Origin of the sequence: Dactylosporangium sp. NPDC005572 (genome assembly GCF_040605515.1) — a bacterium.
GTDB lineage: Bacteria > Actinomycetota > Actinomycetes > Mycobacteriales > Micromonosporaceae > Dactylosporangium.
Genome location: NZ_JBEXCY010000016.1, coordinates 55,674 through 80,388 on the forward strand (window position 1 = coordinate 55,674; position 24,715 = coordinate 80,388).

22 protein-coding genes and 1 pseudogene are annotated in these 24,715 nt (G+C 68.3%); 8 read left to right on the forward strand and 15 right to left on the reverse strand.

Going from position 1 to position 24,715, the window contains the following annotated elements; genetic code table 11:
- From ABZS66_RS11500 to eccD, 6 genes are all read right to left on the reverse strand, one after another.
- Nucleotides 1-1,225: hypothetical protein (locus ABZS66_RS11500; protein ID WP_354757022.1), on the reverse strand; the 1,225-nt coding region annotated here is incomplete at its 3' end.
- A 62-nt stretch (nt 1,226-1,287) separates the two neighbouring features.
- Nucleotides 1,288-1,614: a hypothetical protein gene (locus ABZS66_RS11505; RefSeq protein WP_354757023.1), complete on the reverse strand. Its 327-nt coding sequence runs from the start codon at nt 1,612-1,614 to the stop codon at nt 1,288-1,290.
- A 75-nt stretch (nt 1,615-1,689) separates the two neighbouring features.
- Complete coding sequence (locus ABZS66_RS11510; RefSeq protein ID WP_354757024.1) at nt 1,690-1,986, reverse strand: WXG100 family type VII secretion target; 297 nt, start codon at nt 1,984-1,986, stop codon at nt 1,690-1,692.
- A 52-nt stretch (nt 1,987-2,038) separates the two neighbouring features.
- Complete coding sequence (locus ABZS66_RS11515) at nt 2,039-2,344, reverse strand: hypothetical protein (protein ID WP_354757025.1); 306 nt, start codon at nt 2,342-2,344, stop codon at nt 2,039-2,041.
- A 69-nt stretch (nt 2,345-2,413) separates the two neighbouring features.
- Nucleotides 2,414-3,910, reverse strand: a complete 1,497-nt coding sequence (gene eccB, locus ABZS66_RS11520) for a type VII secretion protein EccB (protein WP_354757026.1) — start codon at nt 3,908-3,910, stop codon at nt 2,414-2,416.
- The gene (eccD, locus tag ABZS66_RS11525) at nt 3,823-5,208 is read right to left on the reverse strand and encodes a type VII secretion integral membrane protein EccD (protein ID WP_354757027.1); all 1,386 of its coding nucleotides are present in this window, start codon (nt 5,206-5,208) and stop codon (nt 3,823-3,825) included. The genes eccB and eccD overlap by 88 nt, the downstream gene beginning before the upstream one ends.
- A 219-nt stretch (nt 5,209-5,427) precedes the next feature.
- Between eccD and eccCa the strand changes: the two genes are divergently transcribed.
- Entirely contained in the window at nt 5,428-9,387 is a 3,960-nt protein-coding gene (eccCa, locus tag ABZS66_RS11530) for a type VII secretion protein EccCa (protein WP_354757064.1), read from the forward strand.
- Nucleotides 9,388-9,532: 145 nt separating this feature from the next.
- Nucleotides 9,533-10,927, forward strand: a complete 1,395-nt coding sequence (locus tag ABZS66_RS11535) for an ABC transporter substrate-binding protein (protein ID WP_354757028.1) — start codon at nt 9,533-9,535, stop codon at nt 10,925-10,927.
- A gap of 89 nt (nt 10,928-11,016) precedes the next feature.
- On the opposite strand, the gene ABZS66_RS11540 is transcribed toward ABZS66_RS11535, so the two are convergent.
- The 4 genes from ABZS66_RS11540 to ABZS66_RS11555 are packed head-to-tail and all read right to left on the reverse strand — an operon-like array spanning nt 11,017 to nt 14,477.
- The gene (locus tag ABZS66_RS11540) at nt 11,017-11,718 is read right to left on the reverse strand and encodes an ATP-binding cassette domain-containing protein (RefSeq protein WP_354757029.1); all 702 of its coding nucleotides are present in this window, start codon (nt 11,716-11,718) and stop codon (nt 11,017-11,019) included.
- Nucleotides 11,715-12,542, reverse strand: a complete 828-nt coding sequence (locus ABZS66_RS11545) for an ATP-binding cassette domain-containing protein (protein WP_354757030.1) — start codon at nt 12,540-12,542, stop codon at nt 11,715-11,717. Before ABZS66_RS11545 ends, ABZS66_RS11540 begins: the two co-directional genes overlap by 4 nt.
- Nucleotides 12,539-13,603 (reverse strand): branched-chain amino acid ABC transporter permease, encoded by a 1,065-nt coding sequence (locus tag ABZS66_RS11550; RefSeq protein WP_354757031.1) that lies wholly within the window; start codon nt 13,601-13,603, stop codon nt 12,539-12,541. Before ABZS66_RS11550 ends, ABZS66_RS11545 begins: the two co-directional genes overlap by 4 nt.
- Before the next feature lies 1 nt (nt 13,604).
- Complete coding sequence (locus tag ABZS66_RS11555) at nt 13,605-14,477, reverse strand: branched-chain amino acid ABC transporter permease (RefSeq protein ID WP_354757032.1); 873 nt, start codon at nt 14,475-14,477, stop codon at nt 13,605-13,607.
- A gap of 215 nt (nt 14,478-14,692) precedes the next feature.
- Here ABZS66_RS11555 and ABZS66_RS11560 point away from each other — a divergent pair, with 215 nt between their 5' ends.
- Together ABZS66_RS11560 and ABZS66_RS11565 are read left to right on the forward strand one after the other, a co-directional pair.
- Nucleotides 14,693-15,556, forward strand: coding sequence for a sugar phosphate isomerase/epimerase family protein (locus ABZS66_RS11560; RefSeq protein WP_354757033.1), 864 nt, complete (start codon nt 14,693-14,695; stop codon nt 15,554-15,556).
- On the forward strand, nt 15,553-16,386 hold the full coding sequence (locus ABZS66_RS11565) for an SDR family NAD(P)-dependent oxidoreductase (RefSeq protein WP_354757034.1): 834 nt from the start codon (nt 15,553-15,555) through the stop codon (nt 16,384-16,386). Before ABZS66_RS11560 ends, ABZS66_RS11565 begins: the two co-directional genes overlap by 4 nt.
- 104 nt (nt 16,387-16,490) lie before the next feature.
- Here the strand turns inward: ABZS66_RS11565 and ABZS66_RS11570 are convergent, their stop codons facing one another.
- Entirely contained in the window at nt 16,491-17,519 is a 1,029-nt protein-coding gene (locus ABZS66_RS11570; protein ID WP_354757035.1) for an LLM class flavin-dependent oxidoreductase, read from the reverse strand.
- A gap of 257 nt (nt 17,520-17,776) precedes the next feature.
- A pseudogene (locus ABZS66_RS11575) lies at nt 17,777-17,905 on the reverse strand (cupin); the annotation flags it as partial.
- A gap of 341 nt (nt 17,906-18,246) precedes the next feature.
- Here ABZS66_RS11575 and ABZS66_RS11580 point away from each other — a divergent pair.
- The 4 genes from ABZS66_RS11580 (at nt 18,247) to ABZS66_RS11595 (ending at nt 22,749) form a co-directional block, all read left to right on the forward strand.
- Nucleotides 18,247-19,140: a LysR family transcriptional regulator gene (locus ABZS66_RS11580; RefSeq protein WP_354757036.1), complete on the forward strand. Its 894-nt coding sequence runs from the start codon at nt 18,247-18,249 to the stop codon at nt 19,138-19,140.
- A gap of 118 nt (nt 19,141-19,258) precedes the next feature.
- Nucleotides 19,259-20,194, forward strand: a complete 936-nt coding sequence (locus ABZS66_RS11585; protein ID WP_354757037.1) for an SDR family NAD(P)-dependent oxidoreductase — start codon at nt 19,259-19,261, stop codon at nt 20,192-20,194.
- A gap of 10 nt (nt 20,195-20,204) precedes the next feature.
- Complete coding sequence (locus ABZS66_RS11590; protein WP_354757038.1) at nt 20,205-21,647, forward strand: aldehyde dehydrogenase family protein; 1,443 nt, start codon at nt 20,205-20,207, stop codon at nt 21,645-21,647.
- Between the two features lie 367 nt (nt 21,648-22,014).
- Entirely contained in the window at nt 22,015-22,749 is a 735-nt protein-coding gene (locus ABZS66_RS11595) for an SDR family NAD(P)-dependent oxidoreductase (protein ID WP_354757039.1), read from the forward strand.
- A gap of 58 nt (nt 22,750-22,807) precedes the next feature.
- Here ABZS66_RS11595 and ABZS66_RS11600 read toward each other — a convergent pair whose 3' ends face one another.
- From ABZS66_RS11600 to ABZS66_RS11610, 3 genes are all read right to left on the reverse strand, one after another.
- A complete protein-coding gene (locus tag ABZS66_RS11600; RefSeq protein ID WP_354757040.1) occupies nt 22,808-23,440 on the reverse strand; it encodes an ABC transporter substrate-binding protein in 633 nt (210 codons plus the stop codon).
- A 235-nt stretch (nt 23,441-23,675) separates the two neighbouring features.
- A complete protein-coding gene (locus ABZS66_RS11605; protein WP_354757041.1) occupies nt 23,676-24,560 on the reverse strand; it encodes a hypothetical protein in 885 nt (294 codons plus the stop codon).
- On the reverse strand, nt 24,547-24,714 hold the full coding sequence (locus tag ABZS66_RS11610) for a hypothetical protein (RefSeq protein WP_354757042.1): 168 nt from the start codon (nt 24,712-24,714) through the stop codon (nt 24,547-24,549). The genes ABZS66_RS11605 and ABZS66_RS11610 overlap by 14 nt, the downstream gene beginning before the upstream one ends.
- Between the last annotated feature and the right edge of the window lies 1 nt (nt 24,715).

Below are 24,715 nucleotides of genomic sequence, written 5' to 3' on the forward strand. Positions count from 1 at the left end.
CACCACCAGCGAAGTCACCACCGCCAGGGAAATCCCCACCACCAGCGAAGTCACCACCGCCAGGGAAATCCCCACCACCAGCGAAGTCACCGCCACCAAAGTCACCACCACCAGCGAAGTCACCACCGCCACCGAAGTCACCACCACCGAAGTCACCACCACCAGGGAAATCCCCACCACCAGCGGCGGCCAGCGGGTCATCGACCTGAACCGGAAACGCCGTCTTGTGCAACGGCAGCACGCCCCGCTGCATCGACTGCATGGTCGTGTTGTAGCTGTCGACGAGCGTCTGCGTTGCAGTGCGCGCGGCAGCATCAAGTTCGACCATCTTGTTGGTCCAGGTGCTCTTGAGATCGGCGTTGAGCCGCACCCACTCGTCGCCCCACAGCAGGTTGTACGGGCCGGGCAGCCCCTGTTCGGGGAACGAGAAGTTCCACGACTCGTTCGAGTCGCTGGTGACCTCAAACTGAGACACTTCAGCGTCGTAGGCGTCAATCTGCTGCTCCATGGAGCGCACGAGGTCCAGGAGCAGCCAGTTCGGGTCGTAGTAGTGGTAGTCCTTGAATGCGCTCCATGCGCTCTGCATCGCCGACTTGAACGCGTTCACAGCATCGCCGTTGTCGTTGAGCAGCTCGATCCAGTCCGTCGGCTCGGTGATGTTCTCCTTGAGGAACAACATGGCGGCGGCGAAGTCCTCCATCGCGAAGACGAAGGCGTCGGCGGCCGAACCCTGGAACCCTGAGGCGTCCTGGTCGACCTGCCCGACGACGTCGAGGATCGCCGGACGGCCGGTGTTCATCAACCAGTTCGCAACCTCGTAGAAGAGGTGGGCTGCTCGGTAAAATGTCTCCGCATCGAGGAACGGGTTGTTGGCAATCGACGCAATCGTGGCCTCGCTCTTGTTCACAAGGTCCTGTGACTGTCGCGCGGGTGACTGCTCCCCACCTTCCCAGAAGGTGAACCAACCCCGGATCATCTGGAAGTAGCCGAGGTCACCGTCGGAAACCTTGCGCTTCCGGTACAGGGTGATCTTGTTCCAGCCCGGATGCGCTGCGTCAGCCGGCATCCAGTGGTTCCAGGGCTTCTTCCCGTACCTTTCGGTAACCCCCCAGAACGACATGTCGAGCACGACCCACGACGGTTGGGTGATCCTTGGTACTTCGATGTCGCCCTCTGCCCCCAGCACGTCCCGCGTTGCGGGCCACCAGTCCAACGGCTGCGTCATCGCAATACAACCTTCCGGTCTAGGGGTGCTGAGGGTAGGGCGCTGGGGGAGAGGGCCTTCGATCAGCCGAAGCTGGGCACCGTGCTGCGGAACTCGTCGACGGTCATGTCGTTGAGCGACTCCGCGTCGTCGGTGATCAGAAGAAACGTCTTGAGATCCTGGTAGCGGGTACCCGCTAGGGCGCCGAGCTCGCCCAACCGCTGCTTGACCGTGGAACCGTCGGCCCTGATCACACTGGCCAGATTCTGACCGGGCGCGAAGTTCGCGTGGCCTGACTTGATGATGAGATTGTCGATCTCACCCTTGGCCGCGCCCGGCGCCTCCGCCGCAAGGTGGAAGTTGACATTTGCAATGTTGTCGATAAAGGCATCGTCCACCTCGATCGGCATGGTTGCTCCTTTCCGTGTGCCGCCGGGCAGTGACGGTCCGACAAACCGGCACCGCCCGCCGGACCGCAGCGTTTGCTAGATGTGGCCGTCGAACAGGGCAGCGCCCCGCGTGTCGGCGATGTGGTAGGTGTCCCGGATGTTGTCAATCGCCACGGCGCCGCTGGCCAGGGACGAGTTCATCTCGTTCATGCCCTGATGCCACAACGCCTGCGCGGCACTGTACGAGTCGGCGGCGCGCCCCGTGTTGGCCGCGATGAAGCGGTTGACGACAGCATCGAGATCGGAGAGTGCAACCTCGATCGACCTGGTGACACCCCGAAGTTCCTCGCCGCTTGCCAGCAGACCATCCGGGTTGAGACCGTAAGTAGCCATCGATGTCCTTCCTTTGCTACACCGGCGACGATGCACCGGCGACGAATGGTGATCAGGCCGGCTGGTACCACTTCGCCTGCGACGCCGACTCGTCCTCGGCATTCGTCGACACGTGGAGGTGCTCGGTCATGGCCGTGCGCAACTGCTCCAAGCCGTTGCGAACCTTGGCCAGGCCCTGGAGCCAGTCGCTCAACGCTCTCCTGTACTGGTTGGCCGCCTCCCCGTGCCAGGGTGTCGACCCGGACACAGCGTTGACGGACGCGTCGGCGGCGTTCACGTCGGCCATGGTGACCTCGAACGCGTCGAGCAGCTGCCGAATGGCGGCTTCGTCGACCTCATTGGCCAGAGGTGCTGTCATGATGTGTTCCTTCCTGGGATCCTGTTGCCGCTGATATCGCTTGCTGTCGCGTGCGGTCTGGTCGGTCGATCACCTCCGCGCCAGGTCGGGGTCGAGGAGCGGCCCGGTCGGCAACAGGTCCAGCAGCTCGCCGGGCACGACTGTCGCGGTCTGCGGCGGGTAGCCGAGTACCTCGGCGACCCCGGCGCCAGACAGCGGGTACTTGATACCGGCGTCGGTGACTAGGTAGTAGGCCGCACCGGGCGCCTGCCCGGGACGGCCGACCCGCACGAGTCCACCGAGTCCGGGTGCCACGGACATCGCCGCCGCAGTTCGTTTGGTCCGGGCAATGCCGGTGGCGTCGGTGACGGGCGCCATTCCGGCGGCTGGCGCCTGTGTGGCCACCGCGACGGTGCTCGATCCGCCAGACCACCGCGTACACCAGATGCGACCCGGCCCGGCGGCGGCCGCCGGCGTCGGCGGCGTCTCCGGGAGTCCAGCGGGCAGCGAACGCTGGCTGGACGTGCGGAGCTCGGCCAGTGCGGCCGCGCTCAGCGCGGCCGCTGTCGCCAGACCGGGCCCGAACGTTCGGGCGGTATCCGGGTCGCTGGACACGACGGCGACGCCCACGGCGGTCAGCGGGCTCAGCCCGTCGCGCTGCAGCACGTAGTGGCGCTCGACACCGCCGGCTACCCGCGCGACGAAGTGCTGGCCGATCACGCTGGGCCGCCCGTCAATCGTCGGACCCCGCTCACCGCGGCCCGGCACAGTGACCGGCCCGATGTCCGGGCCCGCTGGCACCTGGTCCAACCAGGCGGCCTCTACGGTGGTCCGGGGCTCGTCGTAGCCGAAGAGCCGGCCGAGCCAGCTTCCGGCGAGCCTGTACCGCCGTGCTCGCCAGATGAGGAAGCTCTCCCCGTCGACTGCCCGAACCACCAGGCCCTCGTCGTTCCCGAGCGGTTCGCCGATGCCATTGCGGTTCAGGGCGAGGATCGTCGCCGTGGACAGCGTGCCTGCCTGGTCCCGGCCGGCCAGCGCGCACACACTCCACGCCACGTCGTTGCCCAGCATCCCGGGCCTCGGCAGCGCTTCTGGGGCGGCGACGATACCCAGCGGCTGACCGCGCGGCACTGACCGCAGGGATGCGGCCGACACCGAGGCGGTTTTGGGCGCCTCGCCGAACAGCAGCACCGCCGAGCTATAGTTGAGCACCGGTCGTAGTCGGTCGTCCACTAGCACGTACCGGCTGCCGGTCTCCTTCTCGATCACCAGCGTGCCGGGCTTCCGCCAACTCGTGGCACCGCCGGGGCGCAGTAGCCCGAACACCGCGAAGCCAGCGACCACCAACGCCGCAACGAGCAGGCCGGCGACTGTACCGACAAGCGTCCGGCGGTGCGGGCTCTCAGCGGCCTCCGGTTCGGCGAGCACCAGCGCGGAGGTCAGCCGGCCCAGCACGTACGACTGGGCCTGCACCTGATCGCGACGCGACTGGATCCCCATCAGCCGCCCAGTCCCCTTGCGTAGCCGTACACCCCGAGCACGGCAAGCAGAACAGGGAACATCGCTACCGTGGCCGCGGTCTGGCACAGGTCACCGATGCGGCCCCAGTACGGCATCAACCGGCGGCCGGGCATCGTGCGAGCTACCAGGTACAGCGCGATACTGCCGACGGGTACGAGCACAACAGGCATCGCCAGCCGCGTCCACGACTGGCTGCCGGCCGCGACGTCCAGCGTCAGGGCGACGAGACCGGTGACCGCGGGCGCAGCGACGGCCAGGCGGTGCCATGCGCTGTTCATCGGGTGGGCCACCAGGAGCCGTACTGACGCGACGAGCAGGACCAGCGTCGTCGTCGCCCAGCCGCTGGCTGCGGCGACGAGGACAAACGCCACCGCTGCAGGCAGCGCCAGCCCGGCGTGCAGTCCGGTCATGTACTGGTCGGCGGCGCCCGCACGGGCCAGGACAACCGCGCTCGGCTCGGGGTCGATGTCCTCCTGCAGATGCTCGGGCTCGGTGGGCAGCGGCGACAGGCGCAGTCGGGCAAGCCGGAATGCCAGCAGCGGTACCAAAGGGCTCACCACCGTGGCCGCAGCCAGCACCACCGCGGCGGCCTGCGTCGTGGTGAACGGCGTATATGCGCACAGCGCCGTGCCGCCCGTGCCGAACAGCACGGCGGTGCACATGGCGGCGAATAGCGGCCCGGCAGACCCGACAGCGGCTGCAGCGAGCACTGCGGCGGCCAGCGCCGCCGCAGTGCCGGTGAACAGCTGCGGTCCTGCCAGGTCCGGTCGGTCGGCGACGGCTGACAGCAGGCCGCCGAGGGCTGCGTGGCCGACCGCGGCGGCGGCGAAGATGAGGCCGGTCGTACGGTCGGCGGCGGCGCGCGCCGCCGCGAGCGCGGCGAGCAGATAGCCCACTGCAAGCCCACCGGCGGCCAGCGCCCGCGGTGTGGTCTGGCCGGGCAGGGCGAGCACGACAAGCCCGGTAGCCTGCAGCACGGCGAGTACACCCAGCGCGGCCCAGCGGGTCATGATCGGACGCCACCGGGCGGTCCGATCGCGAAGGCCGGTAGCCACGCCGTCGAGAAGGTCGTCGAAGTCGGGCGGGGGGATCTGCTCGGCGCGTGGCCGCAGGTGCACCGTATCGCCGTCGCGCAGGCCCAGCGCGGCGATCGTGGCCTCCTCGTCGAACGGTGTCGCACCGAGGCGCTGCAGCACCCAGCCACCGTGTCGAAGGCTGGTGTCGGCCAGCTCCTCACCCAGATGGTGCAACAGCGTGGGCAGCATGTCGGCGACCAGCACGTGGGTGGGCACGGCCAGCTCAACCTGACGCTGCGGCCCACACACCACCAGGCGGCACATCTCTCCGCTGACAACGGCTGTCATGGCGCTCACTACGCAGCGCGGGCGACTCGGTTCACGCTCCGGACCGGATTTTTTGACGGTTTCTTTCCGACACCTTGACCCAATCCCGCGAATTCGCCGTTATACGACCTGCCGGACCCAGTTGACGGGCCGGTGTGTCAAGTAGTGTCAGCCCGAGGCAGGAGATGAACCGTGACCACGGTGGTGTTCCGGCGCCCAGCGCGGCGCAACGGTCCGGAGATGCCCACCGGCGAGATCAACCTTCAGGAGCCGCCCGAACTACCCGAGGTCCGGCCGGGAGGCATGCGCGGCGCGATGACGGTCCTGCCGATGGCCCTCATGTCCGCAGTCATGATGCTGATCTTCATCGGCCCGTCCCGCGGGCCTCTCATGTGGGTCATGGTCGGACTCATGGTGGTGGCCATGGGAGGCATGGCGATCGGGCAGATGGCGGCCAGCGGGGGTGAACGCAAGCGGCGCATCGGCGGCGACCGTCGCGACTACCTGCGCTACCTGGCCCAGCACCGGCGTCGGGTCCGCCGCGCTGTCGTCCAGCAGCGGGAGGCCACCGCGTGGCGGCATCCCGACCCCGCGGCGCTGTGGACGGTGGCGATGACATCGCGACGCTGGGAGCGGCGCGCGAGCCACCCTGACTTCATGGAGATACGCGTCGGTACCGGTCGGCAGCGCCTGATGACCCGAATTGCGCCCATGCAGACCAAGCCGATCGAGGATCTCGAACCGCTATCGGCCAAGTCGCTGCGCCGGTTCATCAGGGCGTACAGCAGCATCAACAACGAACCAGTGGCACTGTTCCTCCGAGGGTTTGCCCAGGTCCGCATCACCGGCGGCGATTCCGCCCGCCGCCGGCTGACGCGCGCTCTCATCGCCCAGATCGTCACATTCCACGCGGCAGAAGATGTCATGATCGCATTCTGTGTCGGCGGGGACGGGGCCCCAGAGTGGGACTGGGCGAAGTGGCTGCCACACGCCCAACATCCACACGAACAGGACGCCGCCGGCCCGGCCCGGCTCGTTGCCGACAGCATCGAGGCCGTGGAACGACTGCTCGGCGACCGATTCCTGGCGCGCCCTCGATACGAGCCGGGCGCGGGCGTCGCACCCAGCCGCGACGAGCCATACGTGGTCATCGTCTGCGACGGCTGCCGTATCCCCTCCGGCGCGCGGATGGCATCGGGTGGGTACCGCAATGCGGTCCTGGTCGAGCTCGGCGACGCGCCGACGGCTACACCGCAGGGCATGCTCTGGCTCGACCTGCCTGACGGTGACGGCCAGGTCGAGATGGTCACCCACGACGAGGTGGGGCGGGAGAAGCGCACCGCCCTGGCCACCGCGGATGGTCTCGGGGCCGGCGCGGCGCGGGTTTTGGCCCTTACTCTATCGCCGTACCGGTTGGCCGTGGCAACCGAGCCGGCCGCCGACGCGCTTGCGTCGGACTTCGACGTGGCTGCCCTGCTCGGCGTGGCCGACCTCGGACGGCTGGACCTCGCGGCGGCATGGGCGCCGCGGCCACCCACCGAGCGACTGCGCGTGCCAATCGGCGTCGACACGGACGGCACCCCCGTCGAGCTCGACCTCAAGGAGTCCGCACTCGGCGGGATGGGCCCGCACGGCATGCTGATCGGCGCCACCGGCTCCGGCAAGAGCGAACTACTGCGCACCCTCGTGCTGTCGCTCGCCGCCACCCACTCCTCCGAGACGCTCAACCTCGTTCTGGTCGACTTCAAGGGCGGGGCGACGTTCCTCGGGCTGGACCGGCTACCACACACCTCCGCGGTCATCACCAACCTGGCCGACGAGGCGGCGCTAGTCAGCCGCATGCGCGACGCACTGCACGGTGAGCTCGTGCGTCGCCAGGAACTGCTGCGACGCACCGGATTCAGCTCAGCCTTGGCGTACGAGCGGGCGCGGCCGCAGACCGACGCCCTCGACCCGCTGCCGACATTGCTCGTGGTGGTCGACGAGTTCAGCGAGTTGCTCGCGGCACACCGCGACTTCATCGACCTGTTCACGATGATCGGCCGGCTGGGTCGCTCGCTCGCCGTGCACCTACTGCTGGCTAGCCAGCGCCTCGATGACGGCCGGATCGCACAGCTGGAGTCACACCTGTCTTACCGCATCGGGCTGCGCACGTTCTCGGCCATGGAGTCGCGGTCCGTGATCGGGGTCCCGGACGCGCACGAACTGCCGCCCCAGCCAGGCAACGGCTACCTGCGCACCGACGTGTCGACCCTGATCCGGTTCAAGGCGGCCTACGTCTCCGGTCCCTACCGCGCGAAGAAGCCGCGAGTGCGGCAGGAGGTCGTTCGGCAACAGATCGTGCCGTACCTGCTGGAGTACGTGCCCCACCGCGGGCCGCGGCAACCGGAGGACCCGGCCGACCAACCGACGCCGGACCAGGCCGAAGGTGCGGACGAGCGCACACCCAGCGTGCTGACGGTCGTGGTCGACCAGTTGGCCGATCAAGGCCCGCCGGCCTATCAGGTATGGCTGCCGCCGCTGGATGCCGCACCGACGCTGGACCAGCTGCTGCCCGCGCTCGCCCCCGACCCGGAGGCGGGGCTGCGCGCGGTGGGCTGGCCCGGCTGCGGCCGGCTGGTCGTGCCGGTCGGGTTCGTCGACAAACCGTTCGAACAGGCCCGGGAGCTGCTGACGGTGGACCTGTCAGGTATCGGTGGCCATCTTGGCGTGGCCGGCGGACCACAGAGCGGCAAGAGCACCCTGCTACGGACCGTCATCTGCGGCCTGGCGTTGACCCACAGCCCGCAGGAGGTGCAGTTCTACTGCCTCGACTTCGGCGGTGGCATGCTGACGACGGTTGCGGACCTGCCACATGTGGGCAGCGTCGCCGGCCGGATGGACACCGAGCGGGTCAGCCGCACGGTGGCGGAGCTCACCGCCCTGGTCGCCGAACGGGAAATGCGCTTCCGAACCCTCGGCGTGGACACGATGGCAACCTACCGGCGACTGCGGGCCGACGGCACGGTCACCGACGACCCGTACGGGGACGTGTTCCTGGTCGTTGACGGCTGGTTCACACTGCGGCAGGAGTTCGAGGTCGCTGACGCGGCGATCCGACGGATCGTCGCGCACGGGCTGAATTTCGGGGTACATCTGCTCCTGACCACGGCCCGATGGTCGGAGGTCCACCACGGCATGCGCGACCAGATCGGTACCCGGCTGGAGCTGCGGCTGGGCGACCCGGTTGATTCCGCCATCGACCTGCGGGCCGCTGCAACGGTGCCGCAGGTTCCTGGCCGCGGTCTGACCGCGCAGAAGCTGCAGTTCCTAGGCGGCTTGCCACGCATTGACGGCATGCGCGACCCGCGAAGTGCCACGGAAGGCACGCGCGAGCTGTCGGCTCTAGTGGCCGACTACTGGGTCGGCGAGCGTGCACCTGGCGTGCGAACCCTGCCCGAGGTACTACCCGTCGCCTCGCTGCCCCCCGCTGAAGGCGACGTACGCATACCCCTGGGCATCGACGAGGAGCGGATGCAGCTCGTATGGCTCAACTTCGAGGAGGTGCCCCATCTGACCGTGCTCGGTGACAGCGAGAGCGGCAAGACCAGCGTGCTGCGCCACCTAGCGCAGTCGTTGATGCGGCGGTTCACGCCGCAAGAGGTGAAGATCATGGTGGTGGACTTCCGTCGGGCCCTGTTCGAGTCGATCCCGTCAGAGTACCGACTCGGCTACTCTGTGTCACCGGATGCTGCGAAGGATGCGGTCACGCAGGCCGTGGAGGGCCTGCGCAGCCGGGTGCCGGGCGCCGACATCACCCCGGAGCAACTGCGCCGCCGCGACTGGTGGACCGGTCCACGCCTGTTCGTCCTGGTCGACGACTACGACTTGCTCAGCGGTCACGACAGCCCGTTGCTGCCGTTGATCCCGTTCCTGGCGCAAGGCACCGATATCGGGTTCCACCTCGTCCTGACCCGCGGCGCCGCCGGCGTCATGCGCATGTCGATGGACCCACTGATCCGCCGGTTGCAGGAGACCAACAGCCCCGATCTCGCGCTGTCCTGCCCACCATCCGAAGGGCCGCTGCTGGGCAACACTAGGCCCCGCATCCTGCCCGCCGGGCGGGCGCTGCTGTGCACCCGGCGGGGCAGCCGGTTGGTCCAGACCGCCTGGGCCGACCCACCGGTCATCGCAGCAGCCAGCGACGTGACCGGCCGCTGATGCATAGATCCCCTCGCCCACCCCGGCACGAAGCGCGACAACGCATGGGCCCGGCTGCACAATCCTCGCGGCGCACCGCGATAACCGCCGCTCTCTTGGCACCTAAGGATCCTCTATTGGATCGGTCGCTCACGCCGTGGACACAATGTGGCGCACACCCCCATCGGGCCAGCGCCGCATAGCGATCGGGCCGGGCCAACGCGCCGCCAAGCGTGCGGCGCCAACGGCGGTGCCGGCCGACCGGCCCGCCGCGCTCGTGCATGCATACCCCGATTCGTGGCAGGCCGCCGGCCCGCCCGCGCGAACGCAGCGGGAGCGGTTTTCTGAGGAGATCCAGATGAGTAGTCAGCCACACAGCCCCAGACAGATTCAGCTCACCGCGTTACTGGCCGGCCTGTGCCTGGTCATCGGCGCATGTGGGAACTCGGACGGCAACGACGGTGCCAGCGGCAAGGAGCCGTTGCACATCGGCGTCGAGACTGGTCTGACAGGGGCGAACGCCACCGATGGCGCGGCCCAACTGGCCGGGATGAAGGCGTACATCGCCATGGTCAACGCGGGCGGCGGCATCAACGGGCACCAGGTCGTGCTCGACACGGCCGACGACGGGAACAACCCGGCAAACGCGCCGGGCGCGGCGCGCAAACTCGTGGAGACTGAGAAGGTGCTGGTACTCACCAACACGATCAGTGCGACGAGCGCGGCGATCCTGCCGTATCTCAAGGCACGTAAGGTGTTGCTCATCCCGAGTTCCGGCTCGACGGCGCTGATCAGCGACCCGCAGTCGACGGTGCGGCTGGTTCGCACCGGCTACGCCGGCCTTGCCGCACAGATCGTGGAGTACGGGGTGAAGAACCTCAACGTCAAGCGGGTCGCAATCGCCTACACGCCGGACGCGATCGGCGAACCGGCCCGCGACGGCGCGCTAGCCGAACTGAAGGCGCTCGGCTTGGAGCCAGTCGCGGTGGTGCAGTACAGCTCGACCGCGGCGAACACGTCGGCCCAGGCGGCACAGCTGAAGGCCGCCAACCCGGACTTCGTCGTGGTGAACAACATCTCCTCGGCGGTAGCTCCCCTGATCAAGGCCGCCGACCAGATCGGCTTCAAGCCGATCTGGGGGTCCACGACCGCCATGGTGGGTTCCGGCACCGTCGCCACGCTGGCCGACCAGCTCGACGGCCGCTCATACTTCAGCACCTCCAGTGTCCTGCCGGACAGCCCGGACGCGACGCTGTATCAGACCTGGATGGGCAAGACCGGTGGGGACACCACGCTGTATCCGAGCATGGACGGTTGGAACATCGCTACCGGCGCGATCGCGGTGCTGCGGCGGGCCATGGCGGCGGCCGGCGGGAAGGTACCTACGCCCGAGCAGGTGCTGAACGCGGCGGACGGCACGACCATCAACGACGCGTACACGCACAACCTCGCGTGGACCGGCACCAATTTCAACGGTCCCACCGGCGCACAGGTGATCACGTTGAAGGACCGAAAGTTCAAGCAGGTACAGGCGTTCCAAAACGTGCCGACGGTGTCCTGAGCGAGCTCCACCAGTCGATGACCCGTAAATCAGTGGCCCTGGTGGCGGTCCGGTCGGACGCCACCAGGGCCACTCGATGTCACTCGATGTCAGGCCCCCAGGTATGAGCGCAGCAGGGCCGACTCGTCGCCCGGCCGGGTCATGTCGAGGCTCTGCCGCACGTGCCCCTGGTCCAGGAGCAGGACTTCGCCACACAGAGCAGTAAGCAGCTCGCGGTTCTGTTCCATCAGCACCAGCGAGATTGACGTCTGGGCGACCACTTCGGCCAGGCCTCGGGCCACCTTCTCGACGGCGACCGGTGACAGACCCAGCGACGGCTCGTCGAGGATCAACACGCGGGGCTGCTGTACCAGTGCCCGGGCGATGGCCAGCAGCTGTTGCTCGCCGCCGCTGAGCGAGGCGGCGCGGTGCCGGCGTTTGTGCCCGAGCACAGGGAACAGGTCCTCCATGTCCGCGAGGCGGCTGACCGGCTTGGCCGCGGCGTGCGCGGCGACGAGCATGTTCTCGCGGACGGTCAGTTGGCCGAAAACGAGACGGCCTTCGGGCACGAGGGAGATGCCGGCCAGGACCCGACGGCGTGAGGACAACCCGGTGACGTCCTGGCCATCGACGGTGATCGTGCCAGCGGTCGTACGCAGTGCGCCGGACAGCGCCTGGGCGAGGCAGGATTTCCCGGCCCCGTTGCGACCGATGATACCCAGCGCGCCAGCGCCGACCTCGAAGCTGATGTCCTCGACGACCGGCACGCCGCTGCGGTAGCCGCTGCCGAGACGGGTAACGGTCATGCTCATCGGCCGGCCCCCGGCGTCACGCGGTTCAGCGAACCGCTGCCGAGATACGCCTCCTTCACCTCAGGCTTGCTCAGGACCTCGGCGGCTGGCCCGCGGGCGATGACGTGGCCGAAGTTGAGGACGACTAGGTCGGGACAGACGCTCGCGACCAGTCGCAGGTCGTGTTCTACCAGGCACACGGCGAGGGTGGGATTTGCTGCTCGGATGGCGCGCAGCGCCTCGATGAGTTCAACGCGCTCCTCAGCGCTCAGCCCGGCGGCCGGCTCGTCGAGCAGGAGCAAGCGCGGGCCGGCGATCGCCGCGCGGGCGATCTCCGCCGCCTTGCGCGTCCCGTACGGGGTGTGCGCCGGCAGCAGATCGGCGAACCGTCCGCAGTGGAAGATGTCAAGCAGGGCTTCCGCCTGTGCCAGAAGCGCGGACTCGTCGACGCGCCGCCCACCGCGGCGGCGGGCGAGGTCGACACCGAGCATGATGTTCTCCCGGATGGTGAGCGTCTCGGCCATCTGAGGATGCTGAAAGGTCCGGGCGATGCCCAGTCGAGCGCGAGCTTGCGATCGTTGGTGGGTCACGTCATGGTCGTCGACCAAAATCGTGCCAGCGGTCGGGCGGTACACGCCGCTGAGCACATTGAGCAGCGTGGTCTTGCCACTGCCGTTCGGCCCGACCAGGCCGAGCCACTGTTGCGGTGCGAGATCGAGGTCGACGTCGTCGACCGCCAGGTTCCCACCGAACGCCATGCGGACACTGCGAGCAGACAGGACACTCCTCGGTGCCGCCGCGGGCAGTTCGTTCCGTGACTGGGTCTGCTCGGCCACCACGTTCACCTGTTTCCTCCGACCTTGGTCAAGGCCTGTAGAGCCTTTATGGCGAATCGTTCGAAGCTCGGGCTGAGCCCTCGCGCGCCGAGGGCCAGAGCGACCAGCAAGACAGCCCCATAGGCGATACCGGTCGACTGCACCGGCACGACGTTCTGCAACCACTGGGGCAGTCCACCGATGACGATGCCACCGAGCCAGGCGCCCGTGGCGCTGCGGACCCCGCCGACGAGACCGCCGACGAAGAAGTAGATGGAAAGGGTGATCGGGAACTGGGTGGGGCTGGCGTAGCCGACGAAGAGGCCGTAGAGCGCACCACCGAGGCCGGCCAGCAGCGCGGCCCAGATCCACACGGCCGCCTTCGTCAACTGAACGCGAGCACCGAACACGGCTGAGGCGTGCGTGGTCTCGCCGACAAGGATGGCCTTGCGACCGACGGTGGTGTTGAGCAGGCGGATGGAGATGAGGCTCAGCACGACCATGACGACCGTTGTAAGAATGAGCATGCTCGGGCCGGAACCTGTGATCGGCAGCGGGCCGAGGGAGAAGTCCGTCGGCAGGTAGGTGCCGGCGTCGCCGCCCGTGATGGGTACCGCGAACGTGGCCAGGTCGGGGATTGCGAAGGCAAGGGCGAAGGTGGCCAGGGCCGTCGCGATGCCGCTGAGCCGGGTGGTCGGGACGGCGACGACGAAGCCCAGCACGCCGCCGGCGAGTGTCGCGGCGAGGATGGCGAGCGGTACGCTGGTGTCGCGGTTGACCAGATACGCACAGGTGTACGTACCGACGGCCAGCGGCGCGACACTGCCGAGGCTCACCTCACGCAGCGTCGCGAAGACGGCGTTGTTGCCCAGGATCACCAGGCCGTAGATGGTCGACAGGACGAGGCCGAACTGGACCTGCGGGCTCGACCAGGTTCCGATGAGGATGACCAGCAGGCCGAACAGGACGACGCTTGCCTCCCGGGCGTGCGCGAGGACACCACGACCCGAGTCGAGTGCGGTGTCGAGCCGTTGGCGGGTCAGCGCGCGGGTCCATGCATGGCTGGTGCGGGAATGTTCACGGACGGTCATGTCATACCCTCACCAGGGGCCGACGGCCGAGCAGGCCGTAGGGGCGGAACAGCAGGACGAGCAGGAGCAGGCCGTAGATGCTGCTGCTGACGAGTTGGGGGTGGAGGTATATCGCGACAAGGTTGCTCGCGATGCCGATGCCGACGCCGGCGATGAGGGCACCCAGGATGCTCTCGAAGCCGCCGACGACCACGGTGCAGAACCCGAACACCAGGATCGTGTTCACGCTCGACGGGGTGAGGGTGTAGGTCGGCGCTACGAACAACCCAGCGACGCCGGCCAGCGCCCCGGCGAGGACCCAGCTGAGGATCTTCAGCCGGATAGCGGGGATGCCGACATGCCTGGCAGCCATCGGGTTGTCGTTGGCGGCGCGCATCGCCATGCCGCTCCTCGAGCGCTGGAACCATACGCCCAGCGCGGTAAACAGCACGACCGCCACGATTAATGAGCCCAGCTCCGCCGGGCTGACGTCCACCGCGCCGAGAGTGAAGAGACGTTCGGTGCCCAACGACGGGAAGGGCCGTGCCTGGGTTCCCACCACCACGTTCTCGATGCCCTGGATGGTGAGACCGACGCCGACGGTGGCCAGCGCACCGACGGTTTCGCCGCGGCGCTCGAGCGGACCCACCACGAATGCCCCGATCAGCCCGGCGAGGACCGCGCCGGATGCAACAACGATGAGGGCAACCGCCGGGTACGGAAGGCCGGCGTGGTAGCCGGCGAGACCCACGTACAGCGACACAGCGGCGATGTCGCCTTGGGCGAAGCTGAGGTAGCCGGAGGTCCGGAAGATCACGACCAGCCCGACGCTCGCCGTGGCGAAAATCAGGCCGGTCGCCAATCCCAGGACAATGCCGGTCTGCAGCAGTTCCACGATCTCACTCCCTGCCGGGTCGCGGACGTGTAAAGGACTCTTAACACAGGGGTATCCGGCTTATTGTGGGTTGGCGCTCACCGCGAGATCCAATAGATGACGTGAAGCCCCAGGTAGCAGCGTTGGTTATAGCAACGCTCCCATAACCGTCCTCGATGACGCGGGGTGATACTTTCTCTTTGCGAAGCCCGTCGCCCCGGCGCACGATCGCAGCCGTGAGTGCACCCGAGACCCGAAATCACCCCGCCTCCCCCGTCCGGCCGCCGCACGGCCTGGGCTTCTCGACGCTCGGTTTCCTGTACGAGCGGTCGTTGGAGGACACGTTGGCCACCATCGCGGCGGCCGGCTACCGCGAGGTCGAGATCCCGCCGGTCGAGCCGCACCTCCTGGCGACCTCAGCGTCCGACCAACAGTTGCGCCGGCTGCGGCATGTCCTCGACGACCTCGGCCTCGTCTGCCGCTCGGTCAACCCCCTCGACCTGAACCTGGTCAGTCCCAACACCGAGATCCGCGAGTTCGCGCTGCGCCACTACCGCGCCGGCATCCGGCTGGCCGAGGCGCTGGGCGCCGACATCCTCAACATCGTGCCGGGGCGGGTCAGCCCGCTGCGGCCGATGCCCCATGACGACGTCATGGGTCTGCTCGAGCGGCAAATCGCCACTCTGCTCGATGACGTACGGCGGGCCGGTCTCACCATGACAATGGAGACCGCGCCGTTCGGATTCGTCGAGAGCACTCAGGCGGTTGTCAGCGTGGTCCGGAAGATCAACGATCCGGCCTTCGGGGTTGCATTGGACTGCGCGAACGTCTACTTCATCGGCGAGGACCCGGCGGCCGCCGTCGCGGCCGCCGGGCCGGAGCTGCGATTCGTCCACGTCAGCGACACGACTCGGGCACATTGGGGCCACAACGCGATCGGCACGGGGGAAATCGACTTCGCAGCGTTCCACGCGGCGCTCGACCAGGCTGGATATGCCGGTCCGGTCCTGTACGAGCTGATCAGCCGCGAGAGCCCCACGGACCGGATCGCCGACGAGCGACGCAAGCTCGAAGCGTTCGGCTGGAGGTGGCAAGCATGAAGGTGTTTGCCAGGCGGACAGCGGTGGTGACCGGAGCCGGAAGCGGTATTGGCCTCGCCATCGCGCGGCGGCTCGCCGCCGAGGGAATGCGGGTCGTGCTGGCCGATATCGACGAGCCGGCAGCACGGGCCGTGGCCGCTGACCTGACGGCGGCCGGGCACGAGGCGCTGGGCGTCGGCGTCGATGTGTCCCGGGCCAGCGACGTCGAGCGGCTCGCCAGCGTGGCGACTGAAGCGTTCGGCGAGGTCCACCTGCTGTGCAACAACGCCGGCATCGATGGGTACCGCGGTGGCGCCCTGTGGGAGGCCAGTGATGGACAGTGGGCGTGGTCGATGGGGGTGAACTTCTCTGGTGTGGTGCACGGCATCCGGGCGTTCGTCCCGGGGATGCTCGCACACGGCGATGAGGCCCACGTCGTCAACACCGCGTCATTGGCGTCGTTCACGAAGCCGGTCAGCGTCTACGGGGTAACCAAGCACGCGGTACTCGCGCTCACCGAAGCCCTTGACGTCCAGTTACGGGCGCGCGGGTCGCGGATTGGGGTCACCGCCCTCTGTCCCGGCTATACCCGGACCCGGCTCTTCGAGGGCGGGCGCACCCGCCCGCCGGGCCTTGCCGATGCGGCGGCCGACGACAACGTCGCTGCCCGCGACGACCGCCGGGCGCGTCACGCCCAGTTGCTCGCCGTCGGCGTCGCGCCTTCCGAGGTCGCTGACCAGCTCATCAAGGGCGTGCGGGAGAACAAGCTGTACGTGCTGACCGATACGCATTGGGATGCCGAGATCCAGGAACGATTCGTGGAGATCATGACTTCGTTCCTCCAGCGCTGAACGGCCGGCCACCCGTCGGGTGGCAGACCGAGGTTCGGTTGACAGGTTTCAGGCCGTGTATCAATGTGGGGCCAGGCTCCGATCCCACATTGATACACGGCCTACTATGCGTTGAGGTGTTCGCGGACCTTCAGTAGCGACTCCAGCGCGGCTCGGCGGCCGGCGGGACCGAGGCCGGGGAAGTACGAGCGGGCGACGAAATGGATCGGAGTATCACCGGCGGCGGCCTCGTATTCGCGGATCCGCGCCGCGACCGTCGCCGGCGACCCCACCAGTGACCGCTCGCGCAGGTCACGTTCGCGTTCGGCGTCGGGCTTCGGCGGGCGAGCGAGCGGTCCTGCGGCGCCGAAACGGTTGCGTTGGTCGTTGTATTTCCAGGTGGTGTAATGCAGGGCGTCGACCGCCTCCGCCCAGGGGTCGGCGGCGTCGCTGACCAGCGTCGCGACGTGGATGCTGAGCGCGATGCTGTCCGGGTCCCGGCCAACCCGGGCCGCCTCCTCGCGCAGCGTCGCGACTTGCGCGCCGAAGACCTCCGGGCTGGTGCTGTCAGCCATGAAGCCGTCGCCTGTGCGGGCTGCCCGACGGATCGCGTCATCCGCCCGCGCCCCGATCCAGATCGGCGGCCCCTGCGGCCGCACCGGGCGTGGTGTCACGTAGGCGAAATCGCCGCGCTCAGCCGAATGCCGGGTTGGCTCCCCCGCCCAGCCCCGGCGGCACACCGAGATGGTGTCAAGCAGCGCACGCACCCGCTTGCCCTTGGGCACGTCGAACTCCTCGAACTCCTCGTCCCGCCAACCCAGGCCGAGGCCGAGCAGGAGGCGCCCGCCGGAGATGAGGTCCACGACGGCGGCGTCCTCGGCGATGCGGTGCGGATGCTGCAGCGGAGCGAGCAGCATCGCCGACCCGATGGCGATCCGCCGGGTCACCGCGCCGAGCGCACCGAGCATCGCGAAGACCGACGGCAGGTAACCGTCGTCGAAGCTGTGATGCTCGGACACCCACACGGAGTCGAGGCCACCCTCGTCCGCCAGCCGGGCCAGCTCCAGCGCCTCGGTGTACAGGTCCTGCCAGCCTGGCGGGCTGTCCGGGTACCGCTGGCAGGTGATGAGGCCGTATCCCAGCTTGACGGTCATCGCGCTCGTACTCCTGGTGTATCGGTTGGTTCGGCCGGGATGTCCAGCGGCTTGTTCGCGCTGTCGAGAAACTCCACGGTGACGAACACGAGGTCCTCGCTGCCGACGTTCTCGAGGTCGTGCAGCAGGTATTCGCCCTCGGCGAAGCGGAAGTGCGCGGTGTCGCCGGCCCGGTATTGCACCGACCGTGTCGTGCCGTCGCTGGTGTGCTGGAGGCTGCGGCCGTCCGCCGCTGCGGACCAGAAGTAGTCGAGCACGTGCCGGTGGGCCGCCACGCGCTTGCCCGGTGCGAGGCGGATCTCCCAGACCCGAACCCGGTCGGTCTCACTCAAGAGCCGTTGGCCGACGCGCCCGTTGTGGGCGTTGCGCGCGAATTCCTCGCGCAACGCCTCGGACCAGCCGTCGAAGTTGTCGGCCAGGAGCGTGCCCGCCGGCTCACTGGCGGTGCGATAGGTGGTCATCCCGTTGTCCCTTACTTTCAATCGACCGACCGGCGGATCGCCGGGGCGGGAAGGGTGGACGCTGGCGTCGTCGCGGCATCCTCGCGCGTTCGGGCGTCGTCTCACTATGCCGACCGGCCGCAGCGGGGATCCAATAGAGACTGCGAAGACCACCGCGCACCATCGGTTATCGCCGCAGGCAGGACGGGTGGCGCGGAGCGGATGCCGATCGCTATGACAACCGCTGTTCCTATTGACTTTCCGGATAGCGGGCGCAAGTTTAGGCCATGACTCTTCGACAGATGGAGTACCTCATCGCAGTTGCGGACACCGGTTCGTTCTCGCGCGCTGCACAGGCTCTGAACGTCTCTCAGCCGGGGCTGTCACAGCAGGTGCGCCAGCTCGAACGCGAGGTCGGCGCGGTGCTCATCGAGCGGCTGCCGCGGATGGCGCTGCTCACGCCCGCCGGCCGCGCCTACTTACCCGAGGCGCGCCGCGCCGTCGCCGCTGCCACACAGGCCCGCCGCGCGGCCCGCGCGACCGCCGAGGGTGTCGCCGGCGACCTGGAGATCGCCACCGTGCTCTCAGTCGCCGCCGGCGTTCTGCCCCGCTCGATCGCCCGGTTTCATCGCCGCCACGCCAACGTGGTCATCCGCCTTTCGGAGTACCGGCACAACACGACGCTGCAGAAGGAGTTCCTGCACGGCACCGCCGACCTGGCGGTCGGTCCCGAACCCGAGGACTGGGACGGACCAGCGGTCGATTTGGGCACCGAGGAGTTCGTCATCGTCTTGCCCCGCAGCGACCCGATGGCGGCCGACCACGGCGTCATCGACGTCGCCGACCTCGCTGACCGCGACTGGGTGCTGTTCGAACGCCACAACGGCCTGTCGGAGATCACCGAGCAGGTGTGCCGGGCCGCCGGGTTCTCCCCGCGCGGCGTCCTGCACACCACTCAGGTGTCGGCCGGTGTGCGGCTCGCGGCGGCCGGGCTGGGACCGATGATGGTGCCGGACAACGTCGTCCCCACCGACCTGGACGCCGCCGTCATGCGGATGAAGCAACCCTTCCACCGCCGACTCAGCGTCTACGGCCGCTCTGAGTTCTCCCCGCTGGCTCAGGCCTACATCCGAGTGCTGTGCAACACCCCGGCCCGATTGGTGCAGGCACCGGCCGCATAACCGTTGTGGATGCGGCTTCATGGTGTTTTCTCTTGGTGTTCCCTCCCTCCTACGGAGGATGGTGGACTCGGCACGGCCCGACTCGGGGCCGGCGTCGAGCGCCCAGGAGGGGTTGACGATGTCCTCGGACGGCAACGTCGTCGTGATCACCGGAGCCGGGCAGGGCCTCGGCCGCGCATACGCGTTGGCGCTGGCCCGACACGGCTTCCGCCTGGTGGTGAATGACATCCGGCGAGAGGCCGCCGACGCCGTGGTGGCTGAGATCCGCGCAGCCGGCGGTACTGCCGCGGCCAGCGGCGACGACGTCAGCGACTGGGACGCGGCCGCCTGCCTCGTCGCGGCCGCCGTCGACACGTACGGTCGTCTCGATCTCTTGGTCAACAACGCTGGCATCCTGCGCGACCGGCCCTTCGTCGACATGACCGCTCAGGAGTGGGACGACACGATCCGCGTCCACTTGCGGGGCGCCTTCTGCCCAAGCAAACACGCGGTGCGGCATTGGCTCAGCCGCGCTGATGCCGGTGAACGGGTCGACGGACGGATCCTCAACACCACCTCGCCGAGCGGGCTCTACGCCACCATCGATCAGGCCCACTACGGCGCGGCCAAGGCCGGTGTCGCCGCCTTCACGCTCATCCTCGCCCAAGAGGTTGCATCCCAGGGCATCGCGGTAAACGCGATTGCGCCCACGGCCCTCACCGCCATGACCGACCACCGCGCCGGCTACCTGGCCCGCGTGGCCGAGGTCGAGCGGCGCACCGGCTGGAACCCCGGATCGACAGACAACGTCGCCGCCCTCGTCGTCTGGCTGGCATCACCGCGGGCACACGGCGTCACCGGCCGCGTCTTCAACATCCGCGGTGGCCATGTGTCCCTTGCCGAGAACTGGACCATCGGGCCCTCGGCGAGCCGCGAAGGCGACTGGGACGTCGAGACGATCGACGCGACCCTGCCCGATCTCCTCGCCGAGACACGGGCGTTACACAACGTCTACGGCGAACGCAAGGAAATCCGCCTAGCGCACGCGGATCGCGGCGCGCCGGCACTGCCGTGAAAAGGACCCCATGACCAAGCAGAACTTGATCGGCGGCCGCTGGTGCGCTGGCGCCGCGATCGTCGCCGACGTGAACCCCTCCGACGTCACCGACATCGTCGATGAATACGCACTGGCTGACGCTGACCAGGCCCGCGAGGCGGTCGCCGCCGCCCGGGCGGCGCAGCCCGGCTGGGCCGCGGCCAGCCCGCAGCAGCGGTTTACCGTACTGGACACGGCCGGCACGGAGATCCTGCGCCGTGCCGAAGATCTCGGCGACCTCCTGGCCCGGGAGGAAGGCAAGACGCGCGCCGAGGCGATCGCTGAGGTGAACCGAGCCGGGCAGGTCTTCAAGTTCCACGCTGGGCAGGCGGTACGCGCCACGGGCGAGCACCTGGAATCGATCCGGACGGGCGTAGAGGTGACCGTCTCGCGTGAGCCGGTCGGTGTGGTGTGCGTGGTGACGCCGTGGAACTTCCCGATGGCCATCCCCGCCTGGAAGATCGCGCCCGCGCTCGCCTACGGCAATACTGTCGTATTCAAACCCGCCGAGCTGGTGCCCGCAAGTGCGTGGGCGCTCGTCGACATCCTGCGCCGCGCTGGCCTGCCGGACGGCGCGCTGAACCTGCTGATCGGCAAGGGCTCCGTGATCGGCGACACGATCACGGGATCGCCCGACGTCGATGCTGTCTCCTTCACCGGATCCACCGACACCGGCCGGAAGGTCCTGGCCACTGCAACACGGCACGGAGCCCGTGTCCAGCTCGAGATGGGCGGCAAGAACCCCCTTGTGCTCGTCGACGACGCCGATCTCGAGACCGCGGTGCGGTGCGCCGTCGAAGGCGCCTACGGCTCCACCGGACAGCGCTGTACTGCTTCGTCCCGGCTCATCGTCACTGAGGGCATCCACGACAGATTCGTCGCCGCGCTCCTCGACCGGCTACGCGCCATCCGCGTCGGCGACGCACGCGACCCGAGGACGGAGATGGGACCCGTCGTCGACGAGCGCCAACTCGACCAGGACGAGCGGTACCTGGACGTCGCCCGCCGCGAGGGCGCCGAGGTTGTCGGCGGCAAGCGCCTCGACCTGCCGGGCAGAGGCTTCTACCTCTCCCCCGCGCTCGTCCTGGGCAGCTCCACGACCGACACCATCAACCGCGAGGAGGTCTTCGGCCCGGTGGCCTCGATCATCCGAGTCACCGACTACGACGAGGCCCTCGCCGTCGCCAACGATGTCGACTTCGGCCTCACGGCCGGCATCGTTACCACATCCCTGGCCAAGGCCACCGACTTCCGGCGCAGATCCACCGCCGGCATGGTCATGGTCAACGTGCCGACAGCCGGCGTCGACTTCCACGTGCCGTTCGGCGGGCGCAAAGCCTCGTCATACGGCCCCCGGGAACAGGGCACGCATGCCCGCGAGTTCTTCACCACCACCAAAACGGCCTACGTGGCGGCCGGACCGGTGGTATGAGCCGCACGCCCCCCGCCATTCGACGCCGACCGCGGGCATCGACGGCAGTACCGCCGTCCACGTGCAACTGGGGCACTCGGTCGACCACGTCACGACGCCCGGGGCGTTCAATGCCCTCTACACTCGGCACGGCGTCATATTTGCCGTCGACATCAAGACCTCGCGCGTTCTCGACGGCATCCACGGCTGGCGCACCTCGCTGGCTGGTCGGTCACGATGCCGCACAACGAGACGGCCACTCGCTGCGTTGACGACTCCACAATGCCCTTCACACGCGGCAGCACGTCCGCAATGCCCAGATCGCCTGCTGTACCATCCTCCCTCGGCATGCTCCCGGAGGTCCACAATGACTGATTGCGATAGCGACTTGCACCAGGGCACCTACGTAGTGACCGGCGCCGCCGGTGCCCTCGGGGAGGCCGTCGCCGAGGCGCTCGCCGAGGCCCGGGTCTCGCTCGTGCTCGCGGATGCCGACGCCGCGGCCGTCGCCGCCTCCAGCAAACGTCTGTCCGCCGCGGGCGTCGACGCGAGGGCCTTTCCGTGCGACGTCACCGACGAGGACTCCATGCGTTCCCTTGCCGAGGCGGCCACCGAGCGCGGCCCGGTCCGCGGCCTCGTCACGCTCGCCGGAATCTACCAACACGGGCCGATAGACACCGTGTCCGGCACTGACTGGGATCGGGTGCTCGACGTCAATCTCAAAGGCACCTTCCTGGCTTGTCAGGCGCTCATGCCAGCACTGCAGCGATCCGGTGGAGCCAGCATCGTGACCATCTCATCGCTGGCCGGGCGCACCAAGTCGCTCGTGTCGGCAGTCAACTACGGTGCCGCGAAGGGCGGAGTCATCGGCTTCACCATGCTCCTCGCCGCGCAGGTCGCCGCATCCGCGGTACGCGTCAACTGTGTCGCACCCGGGCACATCGCCACCCCGATGTTCCACTCGATCCCACAGGCTGCCCGCGACGAGATCGTCAACGGTATCCCGATGGGCCGGGTCGCGGAGCCCCGCGAGGTTGCCGACGCCATCGTTTACCTGCTCTCGAAGAGGTCGAGCTTCATCACCGGGCAGACACTCAACGTCAACGGTGGCGTCTACATGTAACGGCCAGAATCCGGTGGGAGGAAGACCGGATCCTGGCCGAGCGTGCGGCGCCACCGGGTCAGGACATGGCCGGTGTGACCTGGAAGCCTTGAACGGACAGGCGCGGCTTGTCGCGGATGCCGACGATCTGAGCCTGGTCGGGGCTGCAACCGGTCCCGATCCTGGCCATCCACGTGCGGTACTCGCCGGCGGCGGACCTGTCGGGAAGCACGTTGGAGGTGCTGAAGCGCACCATGCGGAACGTTGATTGTGGGTCAGTCGCCGGCGTGGTCGAGCCCGAGCCTGGGATCGCCAGGACGTTCGGGGCCTTGGGATCCGGGACGATGCCAGCCAATGTCGGGCTGGCGGTCGCGCCCGGGATGCACACGCGGTCGGATTCCGCCAGCTTGCGTGCCGCCGCCGGGGCGCTGGAGGCGTTGAGCTGATCGTCGGCCGTGTCGACGACCACGCGATACCCGGCGAACCCACCGCTCGCGTCAACCATCTCGAAATTAGCCTTGAACCTGCTGGCCCGCGCCGTTCCGGCATCCGACGAGAGTCCGGTGAAGGCGGTCTGCATGTCGACATGGATCACATCGGCCTTCGGGTCGGTCGCAGAGGCTCCCGACGCATCGCATTCAGCTGCGCCGCAGGGTGCGGCAACGTCGGCAGCTGCCCGGATCACTGGTAGGGAGCAGTAGCGTCGCACCATGGAGGACCCTCTCGGGTAGCGATGGTGTGCCGCGCTCCTCGCGGCGGAAGAGGCGCCGGGCGGCCGGTGTCCGTGGAAGGCGGGCCACGGACCCGGCGCATGCCAAGTTTCAAGCTCGTGGCGACCACAGGTCCAATAGAGACTTCCAGGGACTCTGCAAACGTGCCGTTATGCCCGACGCCGCCCGCCACTGTGCAGAAGTTTCATCTCATTCATACCAAACTGCCCACGGCGGTCATCGCGTGCTCTCGGCAGGTTCGGTCGCTGTGCCGAACTCGCGATAGATGGCAGGCAGGAAGCCCGCGAGGTGGGTCATGCCGATCTGGTCGCCGACGAGTTGCTCATAGGCGGTGGTCAGGTCGACAACGTTGCGCTTGAGCCCGGTGCGACGCAGGACGGGTTCCAGGTCGAGGCGGGCGCCAAGCCGAAAGCGGTCGCCGAGCCAGAACCGGCTCCGCAGCTCGAACCCGTCGGCGGTGCGGTGGGCGAGTCGCAGCATCCGGCCGACTTGTATGCCGCCGAGCACGATCTCACCGCACACTTGGGCGACGATGTCGGCGGCGGCGAACCGGGTTACGTCGAGACCCCAGGATTCCGGCGCGACGAACCGGGTGGTGACCTTGACGAGGTTGGCGCCGACGTACTCGGCGCCGCGGATGCTGTTGCCGACGTACCGCTGCTCGTGGGTGAGTCCCGGGCGGCCCAGCACCTCGCGGTTACTCGGGGAGACGGCCACTCTGCGGTAGGGATCCCAGAGGATGTACCGCTCGTGCTCAACCATGAACCACCAGAACCACCACTGCAGCATGTCGCCGGTGGCGCCGGGGAAGGGGACGAGACTGGCGACGTAGGCGGTGCCGTCGGGCAGCAGACAGAAGCCGTTCTCGACCGAGTGGTGGTCCGGGTCGAGCAGGGTGTTGAGCGCGGCAGGATCGACGCCGAGCGCTTGACGGTGGTCCATCGGGGCGCGCAGCGCTGGTAGGGCCGCCCGGTGCAGCCACATGTCGCCGTCGAAGTATCGCGCGTATGGCTTGGCTTGGATACGACCGGCGTTGGTGCGGAACAGGTCGTGGGTCGGTGTGGGGAAGTACGTCACCGGGACGAGATCAGTGTCCGGCATGGCTGCGGTCCTCGTGCTCGACAGCGGTGAAGGCGAGCGCAGTGTGGCGATCGTCGGTGTGCTGGATGCTGATGCCCCGGTTGAGGGAGCCCCAGAAGGAGTCGAGGTTCGCCGCGATCAGTTCGTCCGCGAGGGGCGATGTGTGTGTCGACACT